18 protein-coding genes and 2 tRNA genes are annotated in these 17,723 nt (G+C 67.1%); 8 read left to right on the forward strand and 12 right to left on the reverse strand.

The features are described from left to right. Positions 1-9 precede the first annotated feature (9 nt). Positions 10-82, reverse strand: a tRNA-Thr gene (locus QSJ18_RS04750). Positions 83-216: 134 nt separating this feature from the next. After that, positions 217-297: transfer RNA gene (locus QSJ18_RS04755), tRNA-Tyr, on the reverse strand. Positions 298-534: 237 nt separating this feature from the next. On the opposite strand from QSJ18_RS04755, the gene QSJ18_RS04760 reads away from it, so the two are divergent. Continuing rightward, positions 535-1,026, forward strand: coding sequence for a YajQ family cyclic di-GMP-binding protein (locus QSJ18_RS04760; RefSeq protein WP_286325117.1), 492 nt, complete (start codon positions 535-537; stop codon positions 1,024-1,026). A gap of 112 nt (positions 1,027-1,138) precedes the next feature. After that, on the forward strand, positions 1,139-1,999 hold the full coding sequence (gene htpX / locus QSJ18_RS04765; RefSeq protein ID WP_286325118.1) for a zinc metalloprotease HtpX: 861 nt from the start codon (positions 1,139-1,141) through the stop codon (positions 1,997-1,999). Positions 2,000-2,040: 41 nt separating this feature from the next. Here htpX and QSJ18_RS04770 read toward each other — a convergent pair whose 3' ends face one another. The 3 genes from QSJ18_RS04770 to QSJ18_RS04780 all read right to left on the reverse strand — a co-directional run bounded on the left by QSJ18_RS04770 (position 2,041) and on the right by QSJ18_RS04780 (position 5,044). Next, on the reverse strand, positions 2,041-2,379 hold the full coding sequence (locus tag QSJ18_RS04770) for a hypothetical protein (RefSeq protein WP_286325119.1): 339 nt from the start codon (positions 2,377-2,379) through the stop codon (positions 2,041-2,043). Positions 2,380-2,843: 464 nt separating this feature from the next. Then, entirely contained in the window at positions 2,844-3,902 is a 1,059-nt protein-coding gene (locus QSJ18_RS04775; protein WP_286325120.1) for an amidase domain-containing protein, read from the reverse strand. A gap of 125 nt (positions 3,903-4,027) precedes the next feature. Beyond that, a complete protein-coding gene (locus QSJ18_RS04780; protein WP_286325121.1) occupies positions 4,028-5,044 on the reverse strand; it encodes a polyprenyl synthetase family protein in 1,017 nt (338 codons plus the stop codon). A gap of 124 nt (positions 5,045-5,168) precedes the next feature. Here QSJ18_RS04780 and QSJ18_RS04785 point away from each other — a divergent pair, with 124 nt between their 5' ends. Both QSJ18_RS04785 and QSJ18_RS04790 read left to right on the forward strand, forming a co-directional pair. Continuing rightward, the gene (locus QSJ18_RS04785; RefSeq protein ID WP_286325122.1) at positions 5,169-6,443 is read left to right on the forward strand and encodes a geranylgeranyl reductase family protein; all 1,275 of its coding nucleotides are present in this window, start codon (positions 5,169-5,171) and stop codon (positions 6,441-6,443) included. 102 nt (positions 6,444-6,545) lie between these two features. Further along, positions 6,546-7,484 carry an oxygenase MpaB family protein gene (locus tag QSJ18_RS04790; RefSeq protein WP_286325123.1) on the forward strand — a complete coding sequence of 313 codons (939 nt, stop codon included), beginning with the start codon at positions 6,546-6,548 and terminating at the stop codon, positions 7,482-7,484. A 13-nt stretch (positions 7,485-7,497) separates the two neighbouring features. Here the strand turns inward: QSJ18_RS04790 and QSJ18_RS04795 are convergent, their stop codons facing one another. Both QSJ18_RS04795 and QSJ18_RS04800 read right to left on the reverse strand, forming a co-directional pair. Then, positions 7,498-8,217: a demethylmenaquinone methyltransferase gene (locus QSJ18_RS04795; protein WP_286325124.1), complete on the reverse strand. Its 720-nt coding sequence runs from the start codon at positions 8,215-8,217 to the stop codon at positions 7,498-7,500. A gap of 111 nt (positions 8,218-8,328) precedes the next feature. Beyond that, positions 8,329-9,471, reverse strand: a complete 1,143-nt coding sequence (locus QSJ18_RS04800) for a glycosyltransferase family 4 protein (RefSeq protein WP_286325125.1) — start codon at positions 9,469-9,471, stop codon at positions 8,329-8,331. 112 nt (positions 9,472-9,583) lie between these two features. On the opposite strand from QSJ18_RS04800, the gene QSJ18_RS04805 reads away from it, so the two are divergent. Beyond that, the gene (locus QSJ18_RS04805; RefSeq protein WP_286325126.1) at positions 9,584-10,198 is read left to right on the forward strand and encodes a Type 1 glutamine amidotransferase-like domain-containing protein; all 615 of its coding nucleotides are present in this window, start codon (positions 9,584-9,586) and stop codon (positions 10,196-10,198) included. 19 nt (positions 10,199-10,217) lie between these two features. Here the strand turns inward: QSJ18_RS04805 and QSJ18_RS04810 are convergent, their stop codons facing one another. After that, entirely contained in the window at positions 10,218-10,706 is a 489-nt protein-coding gene (locus QSJ18_RS04810) for a hypothetical protein (RefSeq protein ID WP_286325127.1), read from the reverse strand. Between the two features lie 67 nt (positions 10,707-10,773). Next, the gene (gene menD, locus QSJ18_RS04815; RefSeq protein WP_286325128.1) at positions 10,774-12,432 is read right to left on the reverse strand and encodes a 2-succinyl-5-enolpyruvyl-6-hydroxy-3-cyclohexene-1-carboxylic-acid synthase; all 1,659 of its coding nucleotides are present in this window, start codon (positions 12,430-12,432) and stop codon (positions 10,774-10,776) included. Between the two features lie 26 nt (positions 12,433-12,458). Here menD and QSJ18_RS04820 point away from each other — a divergent pair, with 26 nt between their 5' ends. After that, positions 12,459-13,076, forward strand: coding sequence for a class I SAM-dependent methyltransferase (locus QSJ18_RS04820; RefSeq protein ID WP_286325129.1), 618 nt, complete (start codon positions 12,459-12,461; stop codon positions 13,074-13,076). Positions 13,077-13,166: 90 nt separating this feature from the next. Beyond that, the gene (locus QSJ18_RS04825; RefSeq protein WP_286325130.1) at positions 13,167-14,462 is read left to right on the forward strand and encodes a saccharopine dehydrogenase family protein; all 1,296 of its coding nucleotides are present in this window, start codon (positions 13,167-13,169) and stop codon (positions 14,460-14,462) included. A 29-nt stretch (positions 14,463-14,491) separates the two neighbouring features. Here the strand turns inward: QSJ18_RS04825 and QSJ18_RS04830 are convergent, their stop codons facing one another. Together QSJ18_RS04830 and QSJ18_RS04835 are read right to left on the reverse strand one after the other, a co-directional pair. After that, positions 14,492-14,683, reverse strand: coding sequence for a ferredoxin (locus QSJ18_RS04830; RefSeq protein WP_286325131.1), 192 nt, complete (start codon positions 14,681-14,683; stop codon positions 14,492-14,494). 67 nt (positions 14,684-14,750) lie between these two features. Then, the gene (locus QSJ18_RS04835; RefSeq protein ID WP_286325132.1) at positions 14,751-15,398 is read right to left on the reverse strand and encodes a PaaI family thioesterase; all 648 of its coding nucleotides are present in this window, start codon (positions 15,396-15,398) and stop codon (positions 14,751-14,753) included. 94 nt (positions 15,399-15,492) lie between these two features. Here QSJ18_RS04835 and QSJ18_RS04840 point away from each other — a divergent pair, with 94 nt between their 5' ends. Beyond that, complete coding sequence (locus tag QSJ18_RS04840; RefSeq protein WP_286325133.1) at positions 15,493-16,455, forward strand: 1,4-dihydroxy-2-naphthoyl-CoA synthase; 963 nt, start codon at positions 15,493-15,495, stop codon at positions 16,453-16,455. A gap of 126 nt (positions 16,456-16,581) precedes the next feature. Here the strand turns inward: QSJ18_RS04840 and QSJ18_RS04845 are convergent, their stop codons facing one another. Then, positions 16,582-17,646 carry an LLM class F420-dependent oxidoreductase gene (locus tag QSJ18_RS04845; protein WP_286325134.1) on the reverse strand — a complete coding sequence of 355 codons (1,065 nt, stop codon included), beginning with the start codon at positions 17,644-17,646 and terminating at the stop codon, positions 16,582-16,584. Positions 17,647-17,723 lie beyond the last annotated feature (77 nt).

Below are 17,723 nucleotides of genomic sequence, written 5' to 3' on the forward strand. Positions count from 1 at the left end.
CGTCCAGCGAGCCCCCTGACGGAATCGAACCGTCGACCTTTTCCTTACCATGGAAACGCTCTGCCGACTGAGCTAAGGGGGCGTTGTCCCGATCCCCCGCGGTCTTCACCGCGGCGGCTCGTGAGCCTTAACGAGGTTACACATCCTTCTGCTCGCTGACCAAATCCCCAGGCGGGGCCTGCTCAGCGAGCAAAATATGGATGAATCACCACGTTGTGGCAGGTATAGGATTCGAACCTATGTAGCTTGCGCGACGGATTTACAGTCCGCTCCCTTTGGCCGCTCGGGCAACCTGCCGTGCAGTTCTCCGCGCCGGCGAACCAGTGCGATGAACAACGCCGAGAAGAATACAACGAAGTGCCCGCCTACATACAAACCGGCAGGTCAGAGGCCTCGTTGACGACCCCCGGCGTCACGTTACCCGCCCCCACCCGCGCCGGCGCGACGACCCGAACGCAGCCCCGCCATCGGGTCGGAGCCCTTCGGCGCCCACTCCCGACATGTCGCCGACATCACCCGGCTACCCTGTCGGTCATGGCTGATTCATCGTTCGACGTGGTGAGCAAGATCGACCGCCAGGAGGTCGACAACGCCCTCAACCAGGCCGCCAAGGAACTGGCGCAGCGCTACGACTTCCGCGGCACCAACACCAGCATCGCCTGGTCCGGCGAAGAGGTGATCGTCATCACCTCCGACGCCGAGGAGCGCGCCCAGGCGGGCCTGGAGGTCTTCAAGGAGAAGCTGATCCGCCGCGACATCTCACTCAAGGCCTTCGACGCCGGCGAGGTCCAGGCCTCGGGCAAGACCTACAAGATCTCCGGCACCCTGGTGCAGGGCATCGATTCCGAACACGCCAAGAAGATCTCCAAGAAGATCCGCGACGAGGGTCCGAAGGGCGTGAAGGCGCAGATCCAGGGCGACGAACTGCGGGTGTCGAGCAAGAAGCGCGACGATCTGCAGGCCGTGATCGCTCTCCTCAAGGGCGCCGATCTCGACATCGCGCTGCAGTTCGTCAACTACCGCTGACCCAGCGCGCCCACCGCTCGGCGCCGATCCCGGGAACCCGAATCGGCCTCTGCTTCGTTTGAGAAGATGAAACGTCCGCATCCATCGCGGGCGAGTGACAAACGAGGATCTGATGCATTTCAACGGTTTGAAGACCGCGTTCCTGCTGGGTTTGATGTCGGCGCTGATCGTCGGCATCGGCGCGCTCTTCCGCAGCCCCGTCATCCTGTGGGGTTCGGTGATCGTGGCGATCGGCATGAACGCCTACGTGTACTTCAACAGCGCCAAACTGTCGCTGAAGGCGATGCACGCGCAGCCGGTGACCGAGGTCGAGGCCCCGGTGCTGTATCGGATCGTGCGTGAACTCGCGACGTCGGCGCACCAGCCGATGCCTGCCCTGTACATCAGCCCGACGGAGTCACCCAACGCCTTCGCGACGGGTCGCAACCCGAAGAACGCGGCCGTCTGCTGCACCACCGGCATCCTGCGTCTACTCGACGAACGTGAACTGCGTGCGGTCCTCGGCCACGAGCTGTCGCATGTCTACAACCGCGACATCCTGATCAGTTCGGTGGCCGGTGCGATGGCCGCGATCATCAGCGGTCTGGCGAACTTCGCGATGTTCTTCGGCGCCTTCGGCGGCAACCGCGAGAACGGCCCCAACCCGCTGGTGATGATGCTGGTGGCGCTGGTCGGCCCGATCGCGGCGACGATGGTCAAGATGGCGGTGTCGCGTTCGCGCGAGTTCCAGGCCGACGCATCGGGCGCCGAACTGACCGGCGACCCGCTGGCCCTGGCATCGGCGCTGGCGAAGATCTCCGGCGGCGTCCAGGCCGCGCCGCTGCCGCCGAACCCCGACATCGCCGCGCAGTCGCACATGATGATCGAGAGCCCGTTCCGCGCCTCGGACAAGATGGCGAAGATGTTCTCCACCCATCCCCCGACCGAGGAGCGCATCGCGCGGCTGCAGGAGATGGCCCGCCGCGGGCAGTGAATCCGCCTCGTTTGTCGCTATCCACCCGTTGCGCGCACTGATCACCCAAGCGGAGACTTTCCAAATCCATTGAGCGCAGTAGCGACGCGGCTAATTCCCTCAGTAGTGTCTCCATCAGCAGCCTGAATGCGAGATGCCAAGGACACGATCCTATTGCCAACGGCCACTAGATCGTTGATCGTGGAGTTAATCTCCGACTCGCACATGCGTGCGAAGATAGCCAACTTTGCGCCGGTGTCAAATCCCTGATTCCCAGCCGCAGCAGGCTGCGCTGAATCAAACAACGCAATGAGCGCCCGTCGCGCCTCGTCGGCTTCCGACGAGATGATGCCGCCAGCTGACTTCACCGCAGTCGGCTCAATCTCTATCCGATCATTCACGCGTCCTCCTGAGGTTGATGATCACTAGCCACTTCCGCACGGCAATCCACTTCCGTCAGGCCCACCAGCAGGATCGGTCGGCGACCCGACTACAACCAGAAGCGCAAGCACTGTAACTACGACGGCGACAACCAGCAGAGCGCTGATCACAACAGACGCCACCGCAACCTGAATGGAACCAAGCGCAGCTCGCGCACCAAGAAGGGCAGCAATCGTCGACCCGAACGCCACGACTGCTGCGATCGCAATAGCTGTAGCAACGCCGCCGTACATCAAAGCTGACGGCAGCGGCGGCAAGTGAAATGCGCTGCATCCTCCGGCGCGTACCACGCTGATCCACTCGCGCCTCCTGTTCTCCAAGAGCAGCAGAAATGCGACCGAACCCGCGAGCATCGTTGCTCCAAGCAACGAAAGCACCACGCAGCGCGTCCGTTGCCTACTACCAGAGGCAGCAGAGGATTCCATCACCAGGTCTCCTTTGGTCGAACAATCGTGACTGACTGTTGCCCTTCCGATTGCTCAACCATCGGGAGTCGGTCCTGCAGACTGTAATCTGCGGCTCCAGGCGTGTGCTGGGCATACAACACCTGACCATCAGGCAATATCCCTGTCACTAGGGCAGTGTGATGACTGAAATCGCCAGACTCATTGGGTTGAGCATAATTGAAATACAAGACATCGCCAGGCTGTGCGTCAGACACCGCAATCTGCACACCTCCATTCTCCAGGAAGAACTCCCTTTGAGCGTCAGCGTTGTACCACGACTTGGTATGAGTGACGCCTTCGACGAACGGCACTCCAAGATCCCCGGCAAGTGACCGGCCCCAGTTATCCCTCTCGAGAGTCGTCCCCCACCCCGAGCGCCGCTCCTTGAGACCTCCTTCGTTCAGAGATCGAGAAACGAAGTTCGTGCAATTATTTCCAAATACATCAATATCGGCATTATTCACGTTGTCACGCGCCCATCGGACTGTCGCAAGAGGATCGTATCCTCGGCCATTTTCCGACAGCGAATTTCTCACGTCACTAGGAATTCCAGGAAGGTCATAGAGTTCTATAGGAACCGCCCGCTTGAGCATTATTTGCTGCTCTGGCGTCAATCCCGCCCACCAACGCTGAACTCCGGACTCCGGCTGCCCGTACGGCAGGAGGCCGACAATCTCCTCGACCGCTTTTCGAGTTGCAACGGCTTGCCGTTCCCGCGCATTCTCAGTCGTTATGCTATCGGGATCAACCGCACAGGCCACGATCGCTGCTACACAAGCAGAGTCCGCCCTCGCCGCAGAATCGACCGCGTCATCAATCATCGATTGCGCCTCCACCAAAGCCAAGGCCATGCCCGTGACATCCGTCACCTGCGCATCGGGTGGAATTGATACCACACCGTTCTCCGATACGGTCAGCCCCTTCGCAATCGCATAGTCGCGCGCCCCATTTAGCATTCGCTGAGCCGTCGCGACTACGTCTTCAAGGGTATCTAGAGCAGTCGACACGCCACGCGCAAGAATCCCAGTGTCCACCATCCGGTCAGCGCATGTACTCAGAACTCCCCTAGCAAGTGTTCCAGTGTGGTCAGGCCAATTCTCAGACAATGGAGCAACACCGTTGGCATGTATGTTATCCGCCGCCCGCTCCGCCTGGAGAATAGTCAGCCGATCCGTTCGATGGTGTAGCGCACCAGCGACGACAGCGCCTGATGGGCGGGGCCATCGGGCAATTGGGCCAGTTCGGCGTCGGCGGCGTCGGCGTACTCCTGCAGCTTGGCGCGCGCGGCGGCCATCCCCGACGATGAGGTGAGCAGATCCAGGGCCTCGGCCACTTCGGCGTCGTCGGTCAGCGGACGCGTGGTGCCGTCGGCATTGAGCAGCAGTGCACGCAGGCGGTCGGCGGTCGCGTCCTGCTCGCGTAGCGCGTACAGCACCGGCAGGGTGTGCACACCCTCACGTAGGTCGGTGCCCGGCGTCTTGCCGGAGTCGTCGGAGGCCGACGCGATGTCGATGATGTCGTCGGAGACTTGGAAGGCGACCCCGACGGCGTCCCCGATCCGCGACAGCCGTTCGACATCCTCTTCGGTGGCCCCGGCCGACATCGACCCGAAGCGCGCGGCGGCGGCGATGAGCGAACCGGTCTTCTCCCACACCACCTTGAGATAGTGCTCGATGGGGTCTGATCCGGGAGCAACGCCGACCGTCTCACGCATCTGGCCGGTGACCAGTTCGGCGAAGGTCTCGGCGATGATGCGAACAGCCTCGGGTCCCAGCGTCGACACCAGACGCGACGCGCGCGCGAAGAGGAAGTCGCCGGAGAGGATGGCGATGCTGTTGGTCCACCGGGCGTTGGCGCTCGGCGCACCGCGGCGCATCGAAGCCTCGTCCATCACGTCGTCGTGGTAGAGGGTCGCGAGATGGATCATCTCGACGACGGTCGCCGACGTGATGACGTCGGTACCGCCTGCCCGCGGACCGAATTGCGATGCCAGGATCGCGAACATCGGACGGAACCGCTTGCCCCCGGCCTTGGCCAGATGCGTGGCCGCCTCGGTCATCACGTCGTCGCCCGACGACAGTTCGGCCAACAGCAGATCCTCGACCTGCGCCAGCGCGGTGCGTACGGTCTCGGCGAACTCATCCGACACCAGGTCGACCCCGGCGAATGTGGACTTCACTCTCGGCCCGCTCCATCTCGTCTCATCCGACGTGCCACTATCGGACGTCGCACATGGTGCCCGCCGAGGTCCGGCGAGCCTGCCTGCGAGCCTATCCGTTTGTCGGTGACGACATACTGGTCGGGTGAACAGCGACACCCAGGGCGCGGCGATCCCCGCAAGTGCCGATGTGCTCATCGTCGGCGCCGGCCCGGGCGGTTCGGCTGCCGCCGCACACGCCGCGAGCGCCGGACTCGACGTACTGCTCGTCGACGCCGCGGTCTTTCCACGTGACAAGACCTGCGGCGATGGCCTCACCCCGCGCGCGGTCGCCGAACTTGAACGGCTCGGCTTCGGCGACTATCTCGGCAAACGTCCCCGCATCGACGGCCTGCATCTGAACGGCTGGGGCGCCGATCAACGCGTGCGCTGGCCGTCGAGCGTCTTCGGCACTCAGGGCAGCGCGGTGGCGCGTACCGAGATCGACGAACAGATCCGGGCGCTCGCGGTCTCGCGTGGGGCGCGGATGCTGCAGGGCGCCAAGGCCGTCGACGTCGAGATGGACGGCGACCGGATCTCCTCGGTGATCCTGACGACGCCGGAGGGACGGTCGTCGGTCGCGGTGCGCGAGGTGATCGTCGCCGACGGGGTGCGCTCGACGCTGGGCAAGGTGCTGGGCCGGCAGTGGCATCGCGACACCGCCTACGGCGTGGCGGCGCGCGCCTACGTCGACTCCGGACGCGCCGACGACAACTGGATGGGATCGCATCTGGAACTTCGGGGCCCCGACAGTGAGCTGTTGCCCGGATACGGCTGGGTCTTCCCGCTGGGCAGTGCGGGTGGCGGGCTGGTCAACGTCGGGGTGGGCGCGCTCGCCACGGCGAAGCGGCCCGCGAACATGCAATTGCGACCCGTGCTGGAGCACTACGCCGAGATGGTGCGCGACGAATGGCAGCTGTCCGGCTCGCCGCACCGGCTGACGTCAGCACTGCTGCCGATGGGCGGCGCGGTCAGCAATGTCGCCGGACGCAACTGGATGCTCATCGGCGACGCCGCGGCGTGTGTGAACCCGCTCAACGGCGAGGGCATCGACTACGCGCTGGAGACCGGGCGGCTGGCCGTCGACCTGCTGCTGGAGAACCGAGGCCCGGCCGGCCACACCGACAGCTGGCCGACGATCCTCGTCGAGCATTACGGTCCCGCCTTCTCCGCGGCCCGACGCCTGGCCGGCCTGCTGACCATGCCCAAGACCGTGCCGATCCTCGGGCGGCCGGGCATCCGGTCGGCGCGACTGATGTCGATGGTCGTGCGCGTGATGGGCAATCTGGTCACCCCCGACGACAAGGACCTGATCGCGCGGGCCTGGCGTGGCGTCGGGTCGGTGTCGACGCGGGTCGACGATCGTCCCCCGTTCTCGTGAGTTGTGACCCGGATCATGACAAGTTGAAACATTTTGGCTAATCTGTTTCAACATGTCGTCGGCTGACGACGAGCACCACCTCGCACTTCGGGAGAACAGCCCATGCCCAGCGCCTCCGCCCTCACGTCCCGCGTCAAGCAGACGATCACCGACCGCCTGACCGACCGGTACCGCCTGCGCGGCCGGCTGTCGTCGCTGGACCCGGCCGTCGACCAGGTGGAGATCGCCCGCGAACTCGGCACCCGCGAATTCCCGTGGGGCATCACGCAAGCGCTGAGCTTCGCACTCTTCCGCACCTATGCGGTGCCGTCGATCGGCGACCTGCTGTACAAGACCGGACAATTCACCGAGGTGACGCAGAAGCGCTACGACGACACCGTCCTGCTGCTCGACGCCCCGATCGAGCACGGCTTCGACGCCCCCGCCGGACGCGCCGGAGTGCGTCGCATCAACCAGATGCACGCCATGTACGACATCTCCAACGACGACATGCTCTACGTGCTGTCGACCTTCGTGGTGTGCCCGGTCGAGTGGGTCAACGCCTACGAGTGGCGCAAGCTGACCGACGCGGAGGTCACCGGCCTGACCAACTACTACCGAACCCTCGGCAAGCACATGGCCATCAAGGACATCCCGGAGACCTACGCCGACTTCGAGAAGTTCTACGTCGACTACGAGGTCGCCAACTTCGCATACAGCGCGGACTCGCTCGCGGTCGCCGACGCCACTCTCGACCTGCTGTGCACCTTCGCGCCGTACAAGTTCCTGCCGCGGTCGGTGGTGCGCCGGATGTCGTTCGCGCTCATGGACGACCGGCTGCGCGAGGCCTTCGGCTACCCGAAGCCGTCGGCCGTCGAGATCGCTGCCGTACGCGGTGGCCTGAAGGCCCGCGGACTCGCGATCCGCTTCTTCGCCACACCGCGCGCGGAGAACATCTTCGGGCGCCAGATGCCGCAGGTGCGCGGCTACGGCGACGGATACCAGGCCGAGGATCTGGGCACCTTCGCACCGAAGTGCCCGGTGCCGCACGCCGCGTCTTAGCGCCCTTCGTCGCTCAGCGGATGGCCGAATGCACCGCGGCGATGCCGCCGGTGCGGTTGTCCCAGCGGACCGACGTGAACCCGGCCTCGCGGATCAGGTCACCGAGTCCGAACTGGTCGGGCCACGCCCGAATCGATTCGGCGAGATAGACATACGCCGCCGGCGCACTCGACACCCGGGTCGCGACGGCGGGGAGCGCCTTCATCAGGTACTCCATGTACACCGTGCGGAACGGCTTGAAGGTCGGGGTGGAGAACTCGCAGATGACCAGCCGGCCGCCGGGTTTGAGCACCCGGCGCAGCTCGGCCAGCGCCGTCGGGACGTCGTGCACGTTGCGCAGTCCGAACGAGATCGTCGCGGCGTCGAAGGATTCGTCGGCGAACGGCAGCGCGAGGGCGTCGGCGGCCACCTTCGGCACCCGACGACGAGATCCGGCCTTCAGCATGCCGAGGGAAAAGTCGGCGGCGATGCAGTGCGCGCCGGAGGTGGCGAGTTCGACCGTCGACACCGCGGTCCCGGCCGCCAAGTCGAGCACCACATCGCCCGGGCGCAACGCGAGCGCCTTGCGAGTCGCCTTGCGCCAGCTGCGGTCCCGACCGAAGGACAAGACGGTGTTGGTGATGTCGTACCGGCGGGCGACCCCGTCGAACATGGCCGCGACCTCGGCCGGATCCTTGTCCAGGGACGCCCGGTCGGCCGTCGCATGCTCCGGGTTCACACGGTCTGGGTTCACACGGTCTGGGTTCACACGGTCTGGGGTCACACGGTCTGGGGTCACACGGTCTGGGGTCGATCCCGACGCAGCTGCCATGCCCGTCACGCTACCCGGCGCGCCGCACCCCGATCACGCCGGACGGGCCAGCCCCCGCGACTCGCCGGTGACGTCGCGATAGTGCTCGACGAGTTCGGCGCAGACCGCGGGCCAGGTCCGCGCCCGGACGGCATGAACGGCGGCCGCCCCGAAGGCGGCGCGGCGTGCGTCGTCACGCAGAGCCCCCACCGCCTCGGGCAGTCGGGTCGCGAATTCGGCGACCGGCAGCAGGAAGCCGGTACGCATCGGGGTGACGAGGTCGCGCGGTCCGCCTGCGTCCGGCCCGATCACCGGTAGGCCGCTGGCCATCGCCTCCTGGATCGCCTGGCAGAAGGTCTCGTGCTCACCGGCATGCACGAAGACGTCGAGGCTCGCATAGGCGCGAGCCAGTTCCGGCCCGCGTAATTCGCCGGTGAAGACGGCATCGGGCATACGCCGGGCCAGCCGATCCCGTTCCGGACCGTCCCCGACGATGACCAGGCGGATCGTCGGGTCCCCGGACAACGACGCCAGCCGCTCCACATGCTTCTCCGGCGCCAGTCGACCGACGAAGCCCACGGTGAGCCGGTCGCCGACATCCCACGCCGCGCGCAGCCCGTCGTCGCGGCGAGCGGGGTCGAAGAGGTCGATGTCCACGCCGCGTCCCCAGCGCTTCAGACGTGGCACGCCCTGCGCGGCGAGCATGGCCATCGTGTCGGTGGACGGTGCCAGTGTCAGGTCGACGAGTTCGTGCAGCATCCGGATATAGCCGCGGGCCGCGTGTTGTACCGCCCCGAGCCGGTAGGAGGCGGCGAACCCGGCGACATCGGTCTGGAACACGGCCACCGCGGGAACCCGTAGCCGGCGTGCGGCCAGTGCCCCGGCCCCGCCGACGACGAACGGCGACGCGAGGTGGACGACGTCGGGCCGGAAGTCGCGCAGTGCCCGGTAGAGCATCGGCGAGGGCACCCCGACGGGCAGCGAGGTCACCATCGGGAACCGCACCGACCGCACCAGGTGCACCGGTGTCCGGCGGCCGACCATACGTGGACCGCCGGCCTCGCCGCGCGGGGTGTCCGGTGCGATGACGACGCCCTCATGGCCGTGGGTCTCCAGATGATCGACGACCCGCAGAACGGAGTTGACCACGCCGTTGATGTGCGGGAGGAAGCTCTCGGCGACGATTGCGACGCGCATGCGTCGATGGTGTCGGGCGCCGGCGTCGGCCACGGATGCACGGGCTGACCCGGCCGCGAACAGTTGGTGAACTCCCCCGCGCATCGACACCGTGGCGCGGCACAGTGGGGGTATGACCGATCTGCTGCTGCTCAGCCGCTGGCTCGACGCGGTGCCCGGGTTTCTGCGGGAGCGGGTACCCGCAGGCGCCCGGATCGGTTTCGTGCCGACCGCGTCGGCGATCTACCCCGACACCGCGTGGGTCGACCTGGATCGTGACACGCTGCGCGGGCAGGGCTGGCACACCGTCGATCTGGATGTCGAGTCACTCTCGGCGGCCCAGCTGGCCGCCCGGCTCGCCGACGTCGATGCCGTCTTCGTCGCCGGCGGCAACGTCTTTCACCTGCTCGGCGCGCTGCGCCGGTCGGGCGGTGCGCAGGTGCTCGCCTGCGCCGTGACCGCGGGCCTGCCGTACATCGGGGTGAGTGCGGGTGCGGTCGTGGTCGGTCCCGACATCGGTGCACTGGATCTGCTCGACGACCCGGCCGAGGCCGCACCGCTGGACGACACCGCCGGCCTGGGGTTGATCGACGTGACCGTCGTGCCGCATGCCGACGGCCGGGTGGGTGGACTCGGGCGGATCACCGAGACCCGCCGACGCTACGCCGACGCCCCGCTGCTGTTCCTTCGCGACGACGAATCGCTGCTGGTGGTCGACGGCGTGCGGACCATTCTTCCGATGCGGTGACCGGCCGCACCCGGAGCGGTCAGTGGGTGGAAACAGTCTCCGCCGGTTCGGGGTCGTCGGCGGCCGCACCGGCCGTAGTGGTCGCCCGCCGTGCGAGGAAGCGGTTGAGCTCGGCGATCGCCACCATCAGCACACCGACGATCAGCCACGCGGTGACCGCGATGGACAGCCCCGGAATGATGGCCAGGGTGGCGCTGCGTCCGGCCGGGCGGGCCAGGTCGGGGTTGGACATCGCGTATTCGACCCTGATCCGCTGGTTCTGGCTCAGTTCGGTCGGATACAGCAGGCCCAGCTTGGGGCTGTGGAACCGGCCGTCCGGAGTCTGGAAGTAGACCTGGGCGTGGCGCGCATCGGCCGACACCACATCGGCCATCACGGTGCCCTTGGATTCGTTGATGGTCGCGTCGTTGCGGAAGGCCGCGCCGATCAGGGAAAAGGACATCGCCGTGATGACGACACCGACGATGAGCAGGCCGAACTGCACACGCCGGGTGATCGTCGGATTCATGCCAGTCAGGATAACCGGCGGGTACGTCGGGACCGCCCTCCGCCCGCGTACGGGCACCACCCGATGGTCAGGCCAGCCGGCCGGCGATGCGGGCGTGGATGTCGCGCAGCCGCTCACGGTCGGTGGTGACCTCGATGACCTCGATACCGCCGACCGGCGGATCCTGCGCGAGGACCCGGCTCACCTCGGTGACCGCCACCCGGCGATGCGGCAGGTGGAATCCGGCGCACAACGCGGCCAGGTCGGTGCGGTGCGGGGTGCCGAAGACACGTTCGTAGGCACCCGCGTACACGCCGGTGTTGAAACGCGGGTCGCCCTGTTCGAGCAGGCCGAAGATGCCGCCGCCGTCGTCGTTGGCGACGACGATCCGCAGCGACCGTGGCCGCGGTTCCGACGGCCCGATCAGGAGTCCGGTCGCGTCGTGGACGAAGGTCAGATCCCCCATCAGCGCCACCGTCCGGGCACCCGGGTCGACGGCGTCGAGGGCCAGCGCCGCGCCGATGGCCGACGAGTTGGTGCCGTCGATGCCTGCGACGCCGCGATTGGACAGCACCCGGACGCCTTCGCCGACGCGGCCGGCCAGCGCGACGTCCCGGATCGGGTTGCTGGCCCCGACGACGAGTTGCTCGCCGGGGCGCATCGCGGCACTGACCGCACGCGCCACATGCAGGCCGGTCGTCGGGCCGGGCGCGTCGAGTTCGGCGTCGACGGCGCCGAGGGCACGTTGGGCGACCGCGGCCACTTCCTTGAGCCAGGCTTCGCGGGGTTCGCCGATCGGTTCGGCCCGGGTGCCGGTGGCGTAGACGTTGCCGGACACGTCGGGCCAGCGCGGCCCGGTGGTGAGCGCGTACACCCGGACGCCCGGGTCGGCGAGCAGCCGCGACACCCCGCGATGCAGGGTGGGACGACCGCAGATGATCGCCTGCTGCGGCCGCAGCCGATCCAGGGCCAGCGGATGCAGCGGGGTCGCCGGTGCGGGTGCGGTCGGTTCGGCGACGGTGGGGATCGCGGCGAGCTGTGGGTGCACCCCGGCGCCGTGCCCGGACACGACGACGGTGTCCGCGGACAGGTCGATCGGCAGCGGGACGTCGAGCCTGCCGACCGGCGCCTGCGTCCACGGCAGACCATCGGGGCGACCGGCGAACTCGCCGAGATCGCCGGACAGAGCATCGACATCGGGGACCAGGGGTTCGCGCAGCGGGATGTCGAACTGCACCGGACCGGCGTTGCCGGTGCGGGCACCGCGCGCCGCGGCGAGGACTCGGCCGACCGCCGACCGCCACTGGCTGTTCGTGTCCAGGTCCTGTTCGGCCAGGCCGAGACTGATCGCGGCCCGCACCTGGGTGCCGAAGATGCCGAACTGCTCCACGGTCTGGTTGGCTCCCGAGCCCAGCAGTTCGTAGGGACGGTTGGCGCTGATCACCACCAGCGGCACCCGCGCGTAATTGGCTTCGAAGACCGCCGGACTCATGTTGGCGACCGCGGTGCCGCTGGTCATCACGATCGGCACCGGCTGCCCGGACGCGACCGCGAGCCCGAGTGCCAGATATCCCGCCGACCGTTCGTCGATCCGCACATGCAGGCGCAGCCGTCCGGCGGTGTCGGCGGCATACAGCGCGAAGGCCAGCGGCGCGTTGCGCGAACCCGGACAGAGCACCGCCTCCCGCACGCCGCCACGGATCATCTCGTCGACGATGACCCGGGCCTGCAAGGTGGAGGGATTCATGTTGCCAAGCCTATTAGCATGGATCTATGGGCTTCTACGACGACCGCGTCCTGCCCCACCTGATCGAGCTGACCTGCGGTGCGACGATGCTGACCGCGTCCCGGCGACGAGCATGTGCACCGTTGACGGGCGACGTCGTCGAGATCGGATTCGGTTCGGGACTCAACGTCGCGCTCTACCCGGACGCGGTGACCAGGGTGGCCGCCGTGGAACCGTCGGACGTCGGCTGGTCGATGTCGGAGAAACGTCGCGCCGCGGCCACCGTCCCGATCGATCGGGCCGGACTCGACGGTGAGCATCTCCCCTTCGACGACCACAGTTTCGACGGCGCCCTGTCCACCTTCACCATGTGCACGATTCCCAACCTGCCTGCCGCCCTGGCCGAGCTTCGCCGGGTCGTCAAACCCGGTGGCGTGGTCGGCTTCCTCGAGCATGGCGCCGCCCCCGACGAGTCGGTGGCCCGCTGGCAACACCGGCTGGAACCGATCCAGCGTCGCGTCGCCGGTGGCTGTCACCTGACCCGCGACACCCGCGCCGCGCTGACCGACGCCGGTTTCGAGGTCGACGAGATCGACCGCTTCTACCAGCGCGGGGTGCCCCGGCCGTTCGGCTACCTCAGCGTCGGCGTGGCACGCAGCCTCTGAACCCACCGCGCCTGCACGTCGACCCGCGTTCCCGCAGGTGGACGGACAAGGGTGGTGACGCAGGCGACGAGTGCTACTAGGCTCGCGTGCATGACCGGGGATGCACAGCCTGCGACCACGTCCAGCGCCGACCGGAAAGGCCGCGAATTCGATGTCGTCGTATTCGGCGCCACCGGTTTCGTCGGGGAACTCACCGCCCGATATCTCGCCGACCACGCACCGATCGGCATCAAGGTCGCGTTGGCCGGACGCAATGAGACCAAATTGGCGTCGGTGCGCCGCAACCTCCCCGAACGCGCACATTCGTGGCCGCTGATCATCGCCGACTCGGCGTCGCCGAGCGCGCTGGACGCCCTCGTCGCCCGGACTCACGTCGTCATCACCACCGTCGGCCCCTACCTGCGCTACGGCGAATCACTGGTCGTCGCCGCGGCCAGTGCCGGTACCGACTACGTCGACCTCACCGGCGAGGTCCCGTTTGTGCGCTACTCCATCGACAAGGTGCACGAGACCGCCACCGCCACCGGTGCCCGGATCGTGCATTCCTGCGGATTCGATTCCGTCCCTTCCGATCTCGGCACCTACGCGCTGTACCGCAAGATCGCCGACGACGAGGCGGGCGAGCTCACCGACACCACCATGGTGCTGCGGTCCTTCGCCGGCGGCGTGTCCGGCGGCACCATCGACTCGATGCGGGTGATCGCCGAACAGGCGCGCGACGGCGAGGCCCGGCGACTGCTGCTCAACCCCCAGGCGCTGTCCGGCGGACCGGGCGACGTCCCGCGGGCGAGCCTGTCCTCGGAGCCGAGCGACATCGGGGTGATCAGCGCCAAGAAGGTCGACCCTTCGTTGCGCGGCACGCTGGCGCCGTTCTTCATGGCCAGTTACAACACGCGTATCGTCCGACGGTCGAACGCCTTGCTGGACAACGCCTATGGCGAGAACTTCCACTACGGGGAGACGATGAGCGTCGGCAGCGTGCCCGCGCTGTCGACGCTGGCGGCGGGTGCGGTCGCCGTCGGCACCGGATCATTCCTCGGCGCGATGAGTTTCTCCCCGACGCGCAGGCTGCTCGACCGGATCCTGCCCAAGCCGGGCGAGGGGCCGAGCGAGAAGACCCGCAACAAGGGCCACTTCACCACCGAGACCTACACCCGGACGACGACCGGCCGCCGCTATCGGTCCCGGATGATCGCCCAGGGCGATCCGGGCTACAAGGCGACGGCGGTGATGCTCGCCGAAAGTGCGCTGACATTAGCTCTCGAACGCGACCGGCTACCCGCACGCAGCGGCGTGCTGACCCCGGCCGCGGCGATGGGCGACGCACTCATCGACCGGCTGAGCAACGCCGGATTCGTGATCGAGGCAACCGAACTCACCGACTGACGGTTCCGACGACGGAGAGCCGGCCCGGCTCATTCCTCGATCGACAGGCTGCTCGTCGGGCAGTCCTCCACCGCGCGGCGGACCGCGTCGAAGTCCGCCTCATCGATCTCGTCCACGAGCAGATGCGCCTGACCGTCGTCGCCGACCTCGAACAGATGCGGCGCACCCGCCTCACACTGCCCGATGCCGACACACGTGTCGGTGTTGATGCAGACCTTCACGTCTTCGACGCTAAGCCTTCGACGGCCCGGTGTTCAAGGAATCGTTCCGGTGGTCGGGTCCGGGTGGCTACGCCTGACCGGGATTGAGCCGGATGAAGAGCGCATCCATCTCGGCACACAACCGGTCACCGTCGTGCAGGGTGCCCTTGATGTACACCTTGCGACCGTCGATCCGTTCGGCCCACGCGCGACACTGCAGGGCCGTGTTGAGCGGGGTGATCGACCGATAGGACACGTTGAGGTAGCCGGTACGACTGACCCCCTGAACCGCGACCGCCGACGCGAACCCGCCGAGATCATCGAAGGCGGTGGCGATCTGACCGCCGTGGGCGGCGTTGTTGCCGCCCAGGTGGAAGTCGCGGAAGGTGATGGTGGCGTCCACGCCGTGTTCGTCGTAGTGGTCGACGGTGTACGGCGGCAGGGTGATGTTGCCGCGCGAGGGCAGATCGATTCGCGTGCCCGCCGGGGTGTGCCATTCGTCGATGCGCACCGCAGCCAGTTTCGCGTTGATCGCGGCAAGTTCGTCGATGAGCTCGTCGGTCAGCGCATCCTCCGGGCAGGCGTACCGAACATTGTCCATCAGGGTGCGCACCTGCTCGCTGAACTCGCCGTACCGCACCCCGCCGCGTTCGGTCGTGATCGCCGTGTGCGCGCGGAACCCGCCTTCGTGGGGATCCTCGGTCACCTCGCCGGCCGGGCTGGTCGTGTCGCTCATCGTCCCACCGTATAAGAGCATGTTCCCCGGTCGCCCCGCAGTCCCGGCGGTGGCCCCGGACTGCCCGGGCCACCGACGTTCTAGGGTTGTGACCATGACCGCGCAACCCGACACCGCGAACCCGTTCGACCCCGCCCAGTGGACCGTGGTGCCCGGCTTCGAAGAGCTGACCGACATCACCTATCACCGCCACACCGGCGAGGGCCGGGCCAACGGGATCGTGCGGATAGCCTTCGACCGACCCGAGGTCCGCAACGCCTTCCGCCCGCATAGCGTCGACGAGTTGTACCGCACCCTCGACCACGCGCGACGCTCCCCCGACGTCGGCACGGTCCTGCTCACCGGCAACGGCCCCAGCCCCAAGGACGGCGGTTGGGCGTTCTGCAGCGGCGGCGATCAGCGTATCCGCGGACGGTCGGGGTACCAGTACGCCACCAGCCACGATTCCGACGTGAGCGCAGCCGGTGTCGAGGGTGTCGACGAGGCGCGGGTCAAGGCCGAGGGTGGACGTCTGCACATCCTCGAGGTCCAACGACTGATCCGCACGATGCCCAAGGTGGTCATCGCGGTGGTCAACGGCTGGGCGGCCGGTGGCGGTCACTCGCTGCACTCGGTGTGCGATCTGACCCTCGCCTCCCGCGAACACGCCCGGTTCAAGCAGACCGACGCCGACGTTGGTTCCTTCGACGCCGGTTACGGCAGTGCGTATCTCGCCAAGCAGGTCGGGCAGAAGTTCGCCCGGGAGATCTTCTTCCTCGGCGAGGCTTACGATGCCGAGACCATGCATCGGATGGGTGCGGTGAACCGGGTCGTCGATCACGCCGATCTGGAGAACACCGCGATCGAGTGGGGTCGCAAGATCAACGGCAAATCCCCCACCGCGCAGCGCATGCTGAAGTTCGCCTTCAACCTGACCGACGACGGCCTCATGGGGCAGCAGGTGTTCGCCGGCGAGGCGACCCGCCTGGCGTATATGACCGACGAAGCCGTCGAAGGCCGGGATGCGTTCCTGGAGAAGCGTTCCCCCGACTGGGACAGCTTCCCGTACTACTACTGATCGCGACACTCGGCGACGGTTCCTCCCCGAGTTTTGCGTTCGTCCCCGAAGTGCACTTCGGGGACGAACGCGAACGTCGGGGAAGAACATTCGTCCCCGACTTTCAGTCGGCGAGGCGAGCCGACATCAGCCTCCGAAGATGTCGCGCAGCTGCTCGGTCTCGGTGACGCGCTCGGCGTGGCTCGACGCGGTCGACGACACCAGGATGCAGGTGACCCCGGCCTGGCGGAACGCGTCGACACGTTCGGCGACATGTGACTTCGACCCGATCAACGACATGGAGTCGACGAGGTCGTCGGGCACGGCCGCCGCGGCCTCGGCCTTCTTGCCGTCCAGGTAGAGGTCCTGGATGAGCTTGGCCTCGTCGGCGTAGCCGTAGCGGATCGCCAGCTGGTTGTAGAAGTTCTTGCCACGTGCACCCATGCCGCCGATATAGAGCGCGGCGTGGTGGCGGACGAGTTCCTTGGCGCGGTGGATCTCGTCGGCGTCGTCGGAGATGCGGGCGGTCGACTGCACGACGATACCCAGTTCCCCGAGTTCCGGGTCGCGCTTGGCCCGACCCGCGGCGAGGGACTCACCGAAGGCGGCGTCGATCTGTTCGGGGTTGAACAGGATCGGCTGGAATTCTTCGAACTTCTCCGCGGCGAGTTCGGTGTTCTTCGGTCCGATGGCGGCCAGCAGCATCGGAATCCGCTCGCGGATCGGGTGATTGATGATCTTCAGCGACTTACCCAGGCCGGAACCGCCGTGTTCGACGTCCAGCGGCAGCGTGTAGTGCTTGCCCTGGTAGTTCACCTTCTCGCGACGCCACACCTGACGGCAGATGTCGGCGTGCTCGCGCGCACGGCCGAGCGGGTAGTCGTATTTGACGCCGTGGAAACCTTCCACGACCTGCGGGCCCGACGCCCCGATACCCAGCACGAAGCGGCCGCCGCTGATGTAGTCCATACCGGCCGCGGTCATCGCCAGGTTGGTCGGCGTCCGCGAGTACATCGGCAGGATGCCGGTCTGCAGTTCCATCGTCTCGGTCTTCGCCGCGATGTACCCGAGCTGGCTGACCGCGTCGAAGCTGTAAGCCTCCGGAACAGTGATGCGCTGCACGCCGGCCTTCTCGAAATCGGCGAGGTTGTTGATGGTCTCGCGGAAGTCGCCTGCGTAATTGATCGGCATGCCCAGCTTCAGTGATGTCATGAAGCCGCATTCTTCCACAGCCGCTCGACCATGCCGAGCGTTCGCTCAGTCCACGGCCGATGGCCGCTCCCCGACCC

It is taken from the genome of Gordonia heveisoli (genome assembly GCF_030315745.1).
Classification (GTDB): Bacteria; Actinomycetota; Actinomycetes; order Mycobacteriales; family Mycobacteriaceae; genus Gordonia.

Coding starts and splice junctions, on each gene's coding strand:
- QSJ18_RS04760 (WP_286325117.1), top strand. CDS start 535: ATGGCTGATTCATCGTTCGACGTGGTGAGCAAGATCGACCGCCAGGAG.
- htpX (WP_286325118.1), top strand. CDS start 1,139: ATGCATTTCAACGGTTTGAAGACCGCGTTCCTGCTGGGTTTGATGTCG.
- QSJ18_RS04775 (WP_286325120.1), bottom strand. CDS start 3,902: ATGGTGGACACTGGGATTCTTGCGCGTGGCGTGTCGACTGCTCTAGAT.
- QSJ18_RS04790 (WP_286325123.1), top strand. CDS start 6,546: ATGCCCAGCGCCTCCGCCCTCACGTCCCGCGTCAAGCAGACGATCACC.
- QSJ18_RS04800 (WP_286325125.1), bottom strand. CDS start 9,471: ATGCGCGTCGCAATCGTCGCCGAGAGCTTCCTCCCGCACATCAACGGC.
- QSJ18_RS04805 (WP_286325126.1), top strand. CDS start 9,584: ATGACCGATCTGCTGCTGCTCAGCCGCTGGCTCGACGCGGTGCCCGGG.
- QSJ18_RS04810 (WP_286325127.1), bottom strand. CDS start 10,706: ATGAATCCGACGATCACCCGGCGTGTGCAGTTCGGCCTGCTCATCGTC.
- menD (WP_286325128.1), bottom strand. CDS start 12,432: ATGAATCCCTCCACCTTGCAGGCCCGGGTCATCGTCGACGAGATGATC.
- QSJ18_RS04820 (WP_286325129.1), top strand. CDS start 12,459: ATGGGCTTCTACGACGACCGCGTCCTGCCCCACCTGATCGAGCTGACC.
- QSJ18_RS04825 (WP_286325130.1), top strand. CDS start 13,167: ATGACCGGGGATGCACAGCCTGCGACCACGTCCAGCGCCGACCGGAAA.
- QSJ18_RS04835 (WP_286325132.1), bottom strand. CDS start 15,398: ATGAGCGACACGACCAGCCCGGCCGGCGAGGTGACCGAGGATCCCCAC.
- QSJ18_RS04840 (WP_286325133.1), top strand. CDS start 15,493: ATGACCGCGCAACCCGACACCGCGAACCCGTTCGACCCCGCCCAGTGG.
- QSJ18_RS04845 (WP_286325134.1), bottom strand. CDS start 17,646: ATGACATCACTGAAGCTGGGCATGCCGATCAATTACGCAGGCGACTTC.